Origin of the sequence: Bacillus sp. FJAT-27245 (assembly GCF_001273955.1) — a bacterium.
GTDB lineage: Bacteria > Bacillota > Bacilli > Bacillales > Cytobacillaceae > Bacillus_D.
Genome location: NZ_LIGI01000001.1, coordinates 3,115,633 through 3,128,758, shown reverse-complemented (window position 1 = coordinate 3,128,758; position 13,126 = coordinate 3,115,633). Strand labels below are relative to the sequence as shown.

The window sequence follows — 13,126 nt, the reverse complement described above, 5'->3', positions numbered from 1 at the left end:
GCGCAATACTAATGAGAAGGGAGAATCAAGATGCCGCGTTCATTATGGCTTTTAATCATCGGAATGGTCGTCAACGTCACAGGTTCATCCTTTCTCTGGCCTTTGAATGCAATCTATATCCATGACCACCTCGGCAAATCGCTAACCACCGCGGGCATAGTCCTTATGCTGAACTCCGCGGCGAGCGTTGCAGGAAACCTGGCGGGAGGAAGCTTGTTTGACAGGCTTGGCGGTTATAAAACAATTTTGCTTGGGATTGGCATTGCTTTGCTTGCATTGCTTGGATTGACATTTTGGAACGAATTTACCCCTTATGCGGTTTTCCTTACAATTGCAGGCTTTGGCGCTGGAATTATTTTTCCGGCAATGTATGCAATGTCGGGAGCTGTCTGGAAGGAAGGGGGAAGGCGCGCATTCAATGCGATTTATGTTGCCCAGAACCTTGGTGTAGCTGTGGGTGCGGCGCTCGGCGGTTTAGTTGCCAGTTTTTCGTTCCAGCTGATTTTTGTTGCAAACCTGTTCATGTATATCGTCTTTATGGCGATTGCATTTTGGGGCTATAAAAACATCGCCGACCGGGAAGGTGCCCAGACTTCTGTTTTGCAGGAGAATCCCTCGGCCGGTATGAATAAAAAGCTAAAAGCGCTGCTCATCCTCTGTATTGGCTATCTCCTTTGCTGGGTTGCCTATGTGCAGTGGCAGACAACAATCGCTTCTTATACACAGGAAATCAATATAACTCTTACCCAGTACAGTTTGCTTTGGACAGTGAACGGGGCGATGATTGTGCTCGGCCAGCCAGTACTGAACGGCTTTTTGAAACGTTTTGGCCGGTCGCTTAAAACCCAGATGGTGCTCGGCATGCTAATTTTTGTTGTCGCATTCATCGTAGCGGCCAATTCGGGGAGCTTTACAGGATTTATGGCGGGGATGATCATTTTAACAGCCGGTGAAATGCTCATTTGGCCGGCGGTTCCGACAATTGCCAGCGAACTTGCGCCTCGGGGCCGTGAAGGCTTTTACCAGGGAATTGTCAACAGTACGGCAACCGGCGGCAGGATGATCGGACCGGTTCTGGGCGGAATCCTCGTCGACCTGTTTGGCATGTCCATGCTGTTCATGATCCTGATCGGCTTGTTTATCGTTTCAATTGGAACGACTGTCGTGTATGACCGGGGCATTAAGGGGAAAACCCAGCCGGTTCGTGCATAAAGAGAGTCCCGCGCCTTTTTACGGAGCGGGACTTTTTCGATTGTTTATATTAAGATGGATCTATTTTAAAGCTATCAAAACAGGGGGCTGCATACTCCTGATTATGGCGGAAATCTCCGCAATGGCACATTTTCAACCGGGCGGCTTGCATCCCGCGGCAAATTTTAATAAAATAGCACTATGTAAATAGTTTAATGACTGTGAAAAGGAATAGTAGTGATTCCGTCCCGCATTGTAGAGAGCTGGCGGTTGGTGCAAGCCGGCCGGGACCATCATGAACTCGCCTTTGAGTCGCAGGCGTGAAGTGCCAGTAATGCCTGCCGTTTTCCGCGTTAAGGACTGAATGAAGCGAGTGTTTTCACACTAATGTGGGTGGTACCGCGGGAAGATACATATCCTCTCGTCCCTGTTTAAGGGATGGGAGTTTTTTTATTTTGGAAAAAAAGATTGAGGGAGGAAATCGAGATGAGCTTCAACCACAGGGAAATTGAAAAGAAGTGGCAGACGAAGTGGGAGACAGAAAAAACATTTAAAACGGGCGAGGAGAAGGGCAAGCCGAAATTTTACGCGCTTGACATGTTCCCGTATCCTTCTGGGGCGGGCCTCCACGTCGGCCACCCGGAAGGTTACACGGCGACTGACATCCTTTCCCGCATGAAACGGATGCAGGGCTACAATGTGCTTCATCCGATGGGCTGGGATGCATTCGGACTTCCTGCCGAGCAATACGCGCTTGATACTGGAAACGACCCGGCGGAGTTCACCGAGAGGAATATAAACACTTTCCGCCGCCAAATCAAGGAACTAGGCTTTTCATACGATTGGGACCGGGAAATCAATACAACGGATCCGGATTATTACAAATGGACGCAATGGATTTTCCTGAAGCTGTATGAAAAAGGGCTTGCCTACATTGATGAGGTGTCGGTTAACTGGTGCCCGGCGCTTGGGACCGTCCTTGCGAATGAAGAAGTCATCGACGGCAAGAGTGAGCGGGGGGGCCATCCGGTTGAACGCCGCCCGATGAAGCAGTGGGTTTTGAAAATTACCGCCTACACTGACCGCCTCTTGGAGGACCTTGAAGAGCTTGATTGGCCAGAAAGCCTGAAGGGTATGCAGCGCAATTGGATTGGCCGTTCTGAAGGTGCTGAAGTTACTTTCAGCATAAAGGGCCATGACGACACTTTCACCGTTTTTACTACCCGTCCCGATACGCTTTTCGGAGCAACTTACGCTGTCTTGGCTCCTGAGCATACGCTTGTTGAGAAAATCACAACCACTGACAGGAAAGAAGCGGTTGAAGCGTATCTTGAAAAAATCAAGAGCAAAAGCGACCTAGAACGGACCGACCTTGCGAAAGAAAAGACCGGCGTTTTCACAGGCGCCTATGCAATCAATCCGGCAAATGGTGAAGAAATGCCGATCTGGATTGCGGATTATGTCCTCGCGAGCTACGGGACAGGTGCAATTATGGCGGTGCCTGGGCATGATGAGCGCGACTACGAATTCGCGAAGCAATTCGGCCTGCCGATTGTTGAAGTCGTAGCCGGAGGGGATATTGAAAAAGAAGCCTATACTGGCGATGGCGAGCATGTTAATTCTGGCTTCCTAAATGGGTTAAATAAAGAGGATGCGATCCGTGACATGATTGCCTGGCTTGAAGAGAAAGGCATCGGCACGAAAAAGATTACGTACCGCCTGCGTGATTGGCTGTTCAGCCGTCAGCGCTACTGGGGAGAGCCGATTCCGATCATCCACTGGGAAGATGGCACAAGTACCGCCGTACCGGAAGACCAGCTGCCGCTTGTTTTACCAAAAACAAAAGATATCAAGCCATCCGGAACGGGCGAATCGCCGCTTGCGAACATTGAGGACTGGGTAAATGTGGTTGACCCGGAAACAGGCAAAAAAGGGCGCCGCGAAACGAATACAATGCCGCAATGGGGAGGAAGCTGCTGGTACTATCTGCGCTATATCGATCCAAGAAATAATGAACAGCTAGCCGATCCGGAAAAATTGAAGGAATGGCTTCCTGTCGATATTTATATTGGTGGCGCCGAGCATGCGGTATTGCATTTGCTATACGCCCGTTTCTGGCACAAATTCCTTTACGACATCGGAGTCGTTCCTACAAAGGAACCGTTCCAGAAGCTGTTCAACCAGGGGATGATCCTTGGCGAAAATAATGAAAAGATGAGTAAATCGAAAGGCAATGTTGTCAACCCGGATCATATCGTTGAAAGCCACGGTGCGGATACATTGAGGCTTTATGAAATGTTCATGGGGCCGCTCGATGCTTCTGTTGCGTGGTCAACGAACGGGCTTGACGGCGCGCGCAGGTTCCTTGACCGGGTATGGCGCCTGTTCATTGAGGCAAATGGCTCGGTATCCGCGAAAATCCAAAAAGGTGCGAAAGCGGATAACCTTGAACGCGTGTACCACCAGACTGTTAAGAAGGTTACCGAGGATTACGAAGGGCTTCGTTTCAACGTCGCCATTTCCCAATTAATGGTGTTTATTAATGAAGCGTATAAAGCTGATGTTCTTCCAAAGGAATACATGGAAGGCTTCGTCAAACTTCTTTCGCCAATCGCACCGCATGTTTGTGAGGAGCTGTGGCAAAAGCTTGGCCATACAGATACAATTGCCTATGAGCCATGGCCAACATTTGATGAAACTAAGCTTGTTGAAGATGAAGTGGAAATCGTTGTCCAAATCAATGGCAAGCTTAAGAAAAAGCTGATGGTTCCGTCCGCTGCGACGAAAGAAGCGATGGAAGAACTGGCGATGAAAGAAATCAGCGCCGAGCTTGAGGGCAAAACCGTCCGCAAGGTAATCGCCGTACCAGGCAAGCTTGTCAATGTTGTTGCGAATTAACAGGATACGACATGGCCTGATGGCCGTAATGGTGGCTGAAAAAACAGCTTCATGGGAAACTATAGGGTGAAAAAACATTCATAGCATCCCCCGGAATGCGGGGGATGTTTTTAACAAAGGGGTGTAATCATGGAACCAATTAAAACAATCTCTACGGAAGAGCTGAAAAAGAAGCTTGAGAATGGAGAAAATCTTGAACTGATCGATGTCAGGGAAGACGATGAAGTTGTTTACGGAATGATCCCGGGAGCGAAACATATCAAAATGGGGGACATTCCCGCGCACCTCGAGGAACTGGACAAAAACAAGGAACATATCATCATTTGCCGGTCAGGCGGTCGAAGCATGAACGTCTGCCACTTCTTGCAGCAGCAGGGCTACAAGGTTATCAACATGGACGGCGGCATGCTCGAGTGGGAAGGCGACGTTGAAGTTAAAGGGTAATTGATTTATTTTTTAGGGTACATTAGGGTTTCTATTAAAAAAATGCTTTTCACAGATGAGGTGGAAAGCATTTTTTGTTTTCTTTCAGATAGAAAGTTGATTTGTAGCAGAGGGGGTCGCTAGGTACCTTGTGTTCGGACAGCTTTTCTAAATCCCGGTGTGTATGTGTCCAAAGATGCTTGATGTTTGGACAGCAAAGTGAATTTTTCAGGGATGCGAGTCCAAAGATGCTCGATGTTTGGACAGTAAAGTGAAAAATCAAGGTCCGTGTGTCCAAAGTTGTTCCAAAATCAGAGCAAATTTCCATCGGCTCTAACAAAACTGTTACTTCTTTTTCAAATTCTCCTGCGCCATGCGTACGAGTTCCTTAACCATGCTGCCGCCAAGCCTTCCGCCAACTTTCCCGGCGTCTTCTGCAGCCAGCCTGCCGTTATACCCATGCTGAAGCGGGACTCCGACCTCTTTTGCGGCTTCAAATTTGGCATCTTCGGGACGGTTTGCCCCGACCACCTTTGCTTTCAATTCATCAAGCCCTTTTCTAGCTTCCGGAACGAGAATCTTGTTGCGTCTAGCCATTTAGCCAGCCTCCTTTTTAAGCTTATTTTTCCGCAAAAAACAAACCTTATCCGTCGCCATCTGTTAAAAAGTTGAAATATTGGTAAAACTGTTGGAAAAAGAGGGAGGAAGGCATAATGATCCAGGTGAAACTTTTCGACAAGGAGCATGAAGCAGACCTTGAAACCGATATGAATAACTTCCTGAAAGGGCTCGATGAAAAAAAGCTGCTCGATATTAAATACAATGTCGCAGCCCTTCAGGAAGACGAGGATGATCAGATTTACTGCTTCTCAGCCATGGTTATCTACCGAGCGTGACCAGCGTTATAGTTGGCAATGAAAAAACAATCCGCATTCGTGAAAATAGCCAATAGCTTCATAATAAACTAAATACAAAGGAGCTCCCCACCACATCAATTTTGGCGGAAAGCTCCTTTTTTAACGGACTTCGGTTGCGTATTCAGCCGCGCTTCCGCCGGCAAGCCTGCCGGTCACAAACGCTGCGGTAATATTGTAGCCCCCTGTATATCCATGGATATCAAGAATTTCCCCGCAGAAATAAAGCCCGGCCATCTTTTTGGATGCCATTGTCTGAGGCTCAATCTCCTTTACGGAAACGCCGCCCCCAGTCACAAAAGCTTTTTCAAGCGGGAGGGTGCCATTCACATTGAACGTAAACTGCTTGCACAGTCCGCAGAAAGTACGGATTTTCTCATGTGAAATCTCCGTTCCCTGCGCGCCGGCGTCAATCCCGCTTTGTTCAAGCAAAAACAGCAAATACCGTTCCGGTAAAAGGCCTTTCACCAAATTCTTCATGCTCTTTTTCGGTTCAGCCTTAACAAGCCCGACAATTTCCTGAAATAGCGCTTCGCCGTTCTGATCCGGAAGCACGTCGATTTGCATCCCGACTTCCTTCAGATTCCACTTCTTCATTGCTTTGACTACGAACTGGCTGCAGCGCAGTACCGCGGGGCCGCTTACCCCGAAATGGGTGAATAGCATGTCCATCCTGTGCGTGATGAGCGGCTTTCCTTTCGGGTTCAGCACGCTGACTGCAACGTCCCGGAGCGACAGACCCTGAAGGACTTTGTTTTTAATAAAAGGCTCTTTGGACGTTACGGGCACTTCAGTCGGGAAAAGCTCGGTAATCGTATGGCCGGCTTTTTCAGCCCACACATAACCGTCACCGGTCGAACCGGTATGGGGAACCGATTTACCGCCCACTGCGACTACAACGGCATCTGCTTCCACATCGGAGCCGTTGCCAAGCCGCACTCCTTTTACTTGGCCATCCTTGAAAATGACGTCCCTGACAGGTGAATTCGTGAAAATCTTTACGTTTAACTTCTCTAGTTTTTCAAGGAGGGCGTCGACGACGGATTGCGCTTTGTCTGTTACCGGAAACATCCTGCCATGATCCTCTTCCTTGAGGTTTATTCCAAGGCTCTCGAAAAAGGCGATAATATCTTCATTGCTGAAAATCGAAAACCCGCTGTACAAAAACCGGCCATTGCCGGGAATATGTTTAATAATCTCGTCAACAGGGAGCCGATTCGTTACGTTGCAGCGGCCTCCGCCTGAAATGGCAAGCTTCCGGCCAAGCTTGTCCCCTTTGTCAATCAACAGGACACGCGCACCTTTCTCCCCGGCCGCGGCCGCAGCCATCAATCCCGACGGTCCGCCGCCAATCACGATGACATCATATTTCATAAAAAACACCAACTTTTTTAATCATGATATGTGGTAAACTTGTTTTCTTATTATATACATGGAAGGGCTGCAATGAAAAGAAGACACTTGCCCCGAAATATAATGAGTGTCAGTGGCGCAATGGGGAAAAGAAAGGTACACTACTAATTAGCGTGCCGGAACAGCGAACGTAGCTTCAAGGTAAGCAGCCGCGCTGTGCCATCTTTAACCGGCTCCTGGCAGGATATAGTATTTCTTAAGTGAGAAGGGATTTTATGTCGTCATCGAAATTAATTAGGGGAACATTTATTTTAACTCTTGGAACGATGATCTCCAAGATGCTGGGCTTGTTTTATGTTATTCCATTTACACGTATCGTTGGGCTTGAGGGGACACTGCTTTACCAGTATTCCTATATCCCCTATACGATTTTTATTAGTATAGCCACGGCGGGCATCCCGCTTGCCGTTTCAAAATTTATTGCCAAATATAATGCGATGGATGAATATGCGGTTGGCCGGAAGCTATTCAAATCTGGGCTCGTTGTCATGATGTGCTCGGGAATCCTGGCTTTCCTGGTCCTGTATTTTACAGCTCCATTGCTTTCGACTGGAAGGGAGTTGCCCGCGGAAGACATTACATCCGTTATTCGGGCTGTATCCTTCGCCTTGATCATTGTCCCGTTCATGAGCATGATTCGCGGTTTTTTCCAGGGGCACCAGTCGATGGGGCCGTCTGCGGTTTCTCAGGTTGTTGAGCAAATTGTCAGGATTGTTTTCGTTATTGCGGGTGCTTACATCATCCTGAAATTCCTTGATGGAAATACGGTTGATGCTGTAAAGGCGGCCACGTTTGCCGCATTTATCGGTGCAGTCGGCGGGCTTTTCGTGCTTGGCTGGTACTGGGTGAAAAGGAAGCCGGGGCTTGATGAACTTCTTGAGAAGGATAAAGGGACTGTTGATATTTCCTTAAAGGATATGTATAAGGAAATCCTGATTTACGCGGCACCCTTTGTCCTGGTCGGGATTGCCAACCCGCTTTTCCAGTTTATCGACCAAATCACCTTTGAGCGGGCGATGGTTTCAATCGGGATTAGTGAAAAGGCAGCGGGTGATGCATTTTCAATCCTGAACTTCCAGTCGCATAAGCTCGTTATCATACCTGTGTCACTTGCCACAGCTTTTTCGCTGACGCTCGTCCCAAGCATTACGAAAGCTTTTGTTGAAAATGACCGGAAGAGCCTGAACAGGCAGCTGAACCAGACATTCCAGGTCCTTCTGTTCCTGACCTTGCCGGCTGCGGCGGGGTTATCGCTGCTCGCGGAACCTTTCTACACGGTTTTCTACGGCCATATGGACCTTGGGACGAAAGTGCTCCAGATGTACGCTCCTGTCGCCATCCTGTTTGCCCTGTATTCCGTTACCGCGGCAATCATGCAGGGCATCAATGAACAGAAATGGACAATATTGAGTTTGCTGACGGGCCTGCTTGTGAAATTTGTCCTAAACATTCCGCTTATTAAGATGTATGAAACAGATGGTGCAATTTTGGCTACCACACTCGGGTATGGTGCAGCCATTGCGATTAATTTAGTTATTATTAAAATTTACTCGAAATACAAGTTCAGGCTAGTGTTGCGCAGAAGCCTGTTGATCGTGATTTTTGGCGGATTGATGCTTGCTGTTGCGGCTGGCGTGTACAAGCTTTTGACTGGGTTCCTGTCACCCGCGTCAGAGTTCCAGTCATTGATCATCATCTTGGCAAGCGCACTTGCCGGCGGGATAGTGTACTTCTACTTTTCGTTTAAGACGCGGCTTATCTATTTCCTGTTCGGGGACAAGGTTGACAGGCTCCTGGGCAAGCTGAAACTGAGGGCCTAGCGAATGATGCGCCTGCCCGGTGGGTGGGCGGTCTTTTTTTAAAAAAGGAGGGGTCGGAATGAGAATTGATAAGATGCTGGCCAATCTGGGCTATGGGAGCCGGAAGGAAGTTAAAAAGCTTTTGAAGGATGGAGCCGTGACGGTGAATGACAAGGCGGTTAAGGATGCGAAGCAGCATGTGGATCCGGAGAAAGACGTTGTCATGCTGAACGGCTCTGTGATTGAGTATAAAGAGTTCGTGTACTTGATGATGAACAAGCCGCCTGGGGTCCTGTCGGCGACGGAAGACTCCAGGGATGAGACGGTTATTGATTTGCTTGAATTGGAAGATCAGGTGTATGAGCCGTTTCCGGTCGGCAGGCTTGATAAGGATACAGAGGGCTTGCTGTTGATTACGAACGATGGACAGCTTGCGCACCGGCTGCTGTCGCCGAAGAAGCATGTGCCGAAGACGTACTTCGCGGTTATTGAGGGCGAGGTTACGGAGGCTGACGTAGAAGCGTTTCGTAAGGGCGTCACCCTTGATGACGGATATCACACAAAGCCAGGGGAGCTGGAAATCCTGAAGTCGGGGTTGATGTCGGATATCGAACTGACGATTACGGAAGGAAAGTTCCATCAGGTGAAGAGGATGTTCCAGTCGGTCGGGAAGCGGGTCGTTTATTTGAAGCGGCTTACGATGGGGCCGTTGAAGCTTGATGAAACACTGGAGCTCGGCGAGTATCGGGAGCTGACGGATGACGAGATTGGGATGCTGATGGACTATCAGCCATGAATGCACGGCCGGGGGAGGGAGACTTCCGCCGGCTGTTTTTTATTGGTGTGGGAAGCGAGGGGGCGTGAAAAATCTTTGATTTGGGGGTCGCACAAATCCCGATGAGTAACAAATATTCGCCGAATTGGCTTAAAGGTGTCGCACAAATCCCAAAAGGCTGTTACTCAAATCCTGTTGAGTGGCAAAGCCCGTTCTGGTCCAAAAAATAGACGTCTGCGGCTTTATTTATTGTTCCTAAGTTGTTCACGGTAAACATAATCGGCATTTTTTGTGCTTGTCCATTTGCTTATGAACATGGTACAAAACAGGAATACGCCCATTACGATTAACGACCATTTATATAGACCCATAAAAAATAGTGCAAATCCTCCCACCAGGCTGGCAATGAGGAAAACCAGCAATATGTTCATAATTCTTTCCTTCTTTTTCTCCATAGGCCCCCCTACCTTTAACCCGGTTTTTCGTAATTTTCCTATATTATACATTAAATTTGTAATAAAATGTAAGTATGAATACGCCAAATAGTTTGGGGGGATTCAATGGCAAATAGGTTGATCGCATTTTCTTTTTTATTATTTTTATAGGTTGGCTGTTCAAACAATCAGCCCCTAAAAGAAGCGAAGGGAATACAGGAAAACATTGCTGTTACGAACGATGGTAAAGTAACTTTTAGAATTTTTAATACCGCAAATGTCCCGGAGGAAAGGGTAACGGCTATTAAGAAGGAAGCATTGAAAGCTTACGATGATATTAGGCAAACACTTAAAACCGACTATACCCCTTCGAAAAAAATCAACATTCATCTTCTGGAGGGGAGTGAGGTCTCTTGGGGCCCGAAGGCTGATATAAAATTATACGGCGTTCTGATCGGGAGGGATTCCCTTGTTCACGAACTTACTCATACCTTATCGGGATATGGTAATAATTTTGATTCAAGCAGGGGGTATCTGACTCAGGAAGGTTTTGCGGTTTACATGGAAAATAGATTCGGCAAACAGAAATACCCAATCCATAAAGTAATGAAATTGTTCTTAAATATGGGGAAGGCTATTCCGCTGAATAAGCTGATGGATTTGGATCAGGATGACAGCCTTTTTCGCCCACTCATTAATGGTCCGGATGACTATGCTGTCCAAGCGATGAGCTATTATCATGCCGCTTCCTTTGTAACCTTTTTAATTGATACATATGGATTGGAGAAATTTGAGAAGATTTATAATCAGGCCAATCTCGGGGAAAAGCTTCTCGAAGTGTTTGGTAAAAACGTTGACGAATTGGAGGATGAATGGCTTTCATTCATTGGCGAAAATTATGATGAGCCGGAAATCGACGAAAAAATGAAGATTGAAAATTTCTATACAGTGATTTCCTCAATTGATTCGATTGATCAACAAATTTTCCAACGCTGATTGGATGCCGCACCTTCCGCTTCTTTTTGACTTGCCAATAAGCAGCATCCCCTGCTACTTGGAAAAGAGGGGAGGTTGCGTCCGATGTTAGCCTAATGAAAAGAAACCGCCAGCTTTAGGCGGTTTCCTGTTTTTTACGATGACATTTTTACCCGTTTTTGCGTGGTGGTCCATTTTCCTCTACTTGTGCTTTGGACGAGGTCATTATAGGCCAGGACGTTCAAGTCCCGCTGAATGGTACGAGGAGTGATGCCGAATTCCTCTACAAGGTCCTGTGTTGTCACAGTCCCGTTCTTCGAGATGAACATGTAGATGCACTTGATGCGGTTTAACATACGGTTAGTCGAAGGTTTCAAAAAACCACTCCCTATCCATTTTTCAAACCCTTGGCATATCCTTCTAACGGCGGCAGGTTAAGACCCAGTTAAGAAATCCTTTCCTGGCAGCCACTCCCTTCCAAAACATACTATAAACCTTATGTCTATATTGTATCCCTCTTTCTTGAGGAATTCTACCCAATTTAGTAAATTTACAAAATATTTATGTGAAGTTTACATCTAATATTCGGAAATAACATAAAAAATTCATTAATTTATTCTGTTTTCGATAAACTTATAGTTTAAAGGTGATTTATTTGAATATTTGGCTAACACTCGAGGGACAATAGACGGTGGGGTTTAGCGGGGGGAGTGGGCGGTTTCACGTTTGAGGCCGTCTATTAAACCAGGCTTTGTACTATTCCCATGATTCTCTTGTTAATTGCTTCGTTTTTTAAAAAATTATTGGTAAGATTATTGCCATACGGAAAGTCTTATTTTATGGGCGTTTCCCATACACTATCATGGGAGGTTTTCTAAGTGGGTAAGGTCAACTGGATGGAAGAAGTTGAAAAGAGGAAGGACAATCTTCTTGAAGATACCCGGAAGCTTTTGCAAATCAAAAGCGTGCTGGACGAGGAGGCTGTTTCCACGGAAGCCCCGCTAGGTCAGGGAATCAAGGAAGCCCTTGACTTTATGCTGAATCTCGGCGAAAGCGATGGCTTTGCTGTGAAAAATACCGACAATCTTGCCGGGCACATCGAAATGGGCGAGGGAAAGGAACTCGTCGGGATTCTTTGCCATGTGGACGTCGTTCCGGAAGGCGATGGCTGGACAAGCGATCCGTATTCAGCCGAAATCCGGGATGGGAAAATTTATGCGCGTGGCGCGCTCGATGACAAGGGTCCGACAATGGCCGCCTATTACGGCATGAAAATTGTAAAGGAACTCGGATTGCCGCTGAAAAAACGGGTACGGATGATTGTTGGCACGGATGAGGAAAGCAATTGGCGGTGTGTCGAGCGTTATTTTAAAACAGAGGAAATGCCGGGCCTTGGCTTCGCGCCTGATGCCGATTTCCCGATTATTAATGCGGAAAAGGGCATTTCAGATTTTGACCTCGTTCAGGAAGTAACAAATACCGTGGAAGAAGAAAAGGCGCAAGTTGAAGTGCTCACGTTTGAAGCCGGACGCAGATACAATATGGTGCCTGATTATGCGAAAGCAGCGCTTCTTGTACATAATGGTGAAACGGAAATCATGCAGAAATTCATTGAATTCATGGACCAGCACGGCCTTGAAAAAGATGTCCATGTCGATGCCGGTGACACGATTTTTGAAGTCAAAGGGGTATCTGCACACGGAATGGAGCCGGAGAATGGGAAGAATGCCGGCCTGTATTTAGCTGAATTTATCTCATCGCTGGATGTGGATACGAAAGCAAAACGATATTTCGAATTTGTTTCCCAGTTCTTTTTCAAAGATTCAAGAGGAAACAGGCTTGGGGTTGCGTACAGGGACGATATTTCCGGAGAGCTGACGATCAATGCCGGAAAGCTTGCGTATACAAAGAAAGATGGCGGTATGATCGGCTTGAATTTGCGCTATCCGGTAACGGCCAAAATGGATGAGATTAAGGAGAAAGTTGAACTTGTTGTACCGGAGTATGGCTTCCGCATTGGCAGGTTCACAAATTCAAATCCCCATTATGTAGAGGAGAATGATTTCCTTATCCAGGTCCTAAAGAAGGTTTATGAGGAGCAGACCGGCGATCCCGCTGAGCTGATTGCAATCGGCGGAGGGACGTATGCGAGGTCGCTCAAGTCCGGTGTTGCGTTTGGGCCGCTTTTCCCGGGCAGGCCGGACATTGCCCATCAGAAGGATGAGTACATGTTCATCGACGATCTTCTGAGGGCTGCGTCAATTTATGCCCAGGCCATCTATGAACTGGCCAGGGAAGAATAAG

The 13,126-nt window shown here is 47.3% G+C and carries 12 protein-coding genes and 1 other annotated feature; of the genes, 8 read left to right on the top strand and 4 right to left on the bottom strand.

The window, feature by feature from the left end:
* Nucleotides 1–30: 30 nt before the first annotated feature.
* The 3 genes from ADU24_RS15280 to ADU24_RS15265 all read left to right on the top strand — a co-directional run bounded on the left by ADU24_RS15280 (nucleotide 31) and on the right by ADU24_RS15265 (nucleotide 4,533).
* Complete coding sequence (locus ADU24_RS15280; protein ID WP_053367444.1) at nucleotides 31–1,212, top strand: MDR family MFS transporter; 1,182 nt, start codon at nucleotides 31–33, stop codon at nucleotides 1,210–1,212.
* Nucleotides 1,213–1,403: 191 nt separating this feature from the next.
* Nucleotides 1,404–1,623 (top strand) — a binding site (T-box leader).
* A 54-nt stretch (nucleotides 1,624–1,677) separates the two neighbouring features.
* A complete protein-coding gene (gene leuS / locus ADU24_RS15270) occupies nucleotides 1,678–4,089 on the top strand; it encodes a leucine--tRNA ligase (protein ID WP_053367442.1) in 2,412 nt (803 codons plus the stop codon).
* 129 nt (nucleotides 4,090–4,218) lie between these two features.
* Nucleotides 4,219–4,533, top strand: coding sequence for a rhodanese-like domain-containing protein (locus ADU24_RS15265; RefSeq protein WP_053367441.1), 315 nt, complete (start codon nucleotides 4,219–4,221; stop codon nucleotides 4,531–4,533).
* Nucleotides 4,534–4,857: 324 nt separating this feature from the next.
* Here ADU24_RS15265 and ADU24_RS15260 read toward each other — a convergent pair whose 3' ends face one another.
* Nucleotides 4,858–5,109: an alpha/beta-type small acid-soluble spore protein gene (locus ADU24_RS15260; RefSeq protein WP_053367440.1), complete on the bottom strand. Its 252-nt coding sequence runs from the start codon at nucleotides 5,107–5,109 to the stop codon at nucleotides 4,858–4,860.
* Nucleotides 5,110–5,225: 116 nt separating this feature from the next.
* Between ADU24_RS15260 and ADU24_RS15255 the strand changes: the two genes are divergently transcribed.
* Complete coding sequence (locus tag ADU24_RS15255; protein WP_053367439.1) at nucleotides 5,226–5,408, top strand: sporulation protein Cse60; 183 nt, start codon at nucleotides 5,226–5,228, stop codon at nucleotides 5,406–5,408.
* A gap of 120 nt (nucleotides 5,409–5,528) precedes the next feature.
* Here the strand turns inward: ADU24_RS15255 and ADU24_RS15250 are convergent, their stop codons facing one another.
* Nucleotides 5,529–6,800 (bottom strand): NAD(P)/FAD-dependent oxidoreductase, encoded by a 1,272-nt coding sequence (locus tag ADU24_RS15250; RefSeq protein WP_053367438.1) that lies wholly within the window; start codon nucleotides 6,798–6,800, stop codon nucleotides 5,529–5,531.
* A gap of 254 nt (nucleotides 6,801–7,054) precedes the next feature.
* Between ADU24_RS15250 and ADU24_RS15245 the strand changes: the two genes are divergently transcribed.
* Together ADU24_RS15245 and ADU24_RS15240 are read left to right on the top strand one after the other, a co-directional pair.
* Nucleotides 7,055–8,659 (top strand): putative polysaccharide biosynthesis protein, encoded by a 1,605-nt coding sequence (locus ADU24_RS15245; RefSeq protein ID WP_053367437.1) that lies wholly within the window; start codon nucleotides 7,055–7,057, stop codon nucleotides 8,657–8,659.
* Between the two features lie 58 nt (nucleotides 8,660–8,717).
* Entirely contained in the window at nucleotides 8,718–9,434 is a 717-nt protein-coding gene (locus ADU24_RS15240) for a pseudouridine synthase (protein ID WP_053367436.1), read from the top strand.
* A gap of 221 nt (nucleotides 9,435–9,655) precedes the next feature.
* On the opposite strand, the gene ADU24_RS15235 is transcribed toward ADU24_RS15240, so the two are convergent.
* Nucleotides 9,656–9,868, bottom strand: a complete 213-nt coding sequence (locus ADU24_RS15235; RefSeq protein WP_053367435.1) for a hypothetical protein — start codon at nucleotides 9,866–9,868, stop codon at nucleotides 9,656–9,658.
* 297 nt (nucleotides 9,869–10,165) lie between these two features.
* On the opposite strand from ADU24_RS15235, the gene ADU24_RS15230 reads away from it, so the two are divergent.
* On the top strand, nucleotides 10,166–10,843 hold the full coding sequence (locus ADU24_RS15230; RefSeq protein WP_053367434.1) for a hypothetical protein: 678 nt from the start codon (nucleotides 10,166–10,168) through the stop codon (nucleotides 10,841–10,843).
* 134 nt (nucleotides 10,844–10,977) lie between these two features.
* Here the strand turns inward: ADU24_RS15230 and ADU24_RS15225 are convergent, their stop codons facing one another.
* The gene (locus tag ADU24_RS15225) at nucleotides 10,978–11,199 is read right to left on the bottom strand and encodes a DeoR family transcriptional regulator (RefSeq protein WP_053367433.1); all 222 of its coding nucleotides are present in this window, start codon (nucleotides 11,197–11,199) and stop codon (nucleotides 10,978–10,980) included.
* A gap of 501 nt (nucleotides 11,200–11,700) precedes the next feature.
* Between ADU24_RS15225 and pepV the strand changes: the two genes are divergently transcribed.
* The gene (pepV, locus tag ADU24_RS15220) at nucleotides 11,701–13,125 is read left to right on the top strand and encodes a dipeptidase PepV (protein WP_156324591.1); all 1,425 of its coding nucleotides are present in this window, start codon (nucleotides 11,701–11,703) and stop codon (nucleotides 13,123–13,125) included.
* Nucleotide 13,126: the final 1 nt, after the last annotated feature.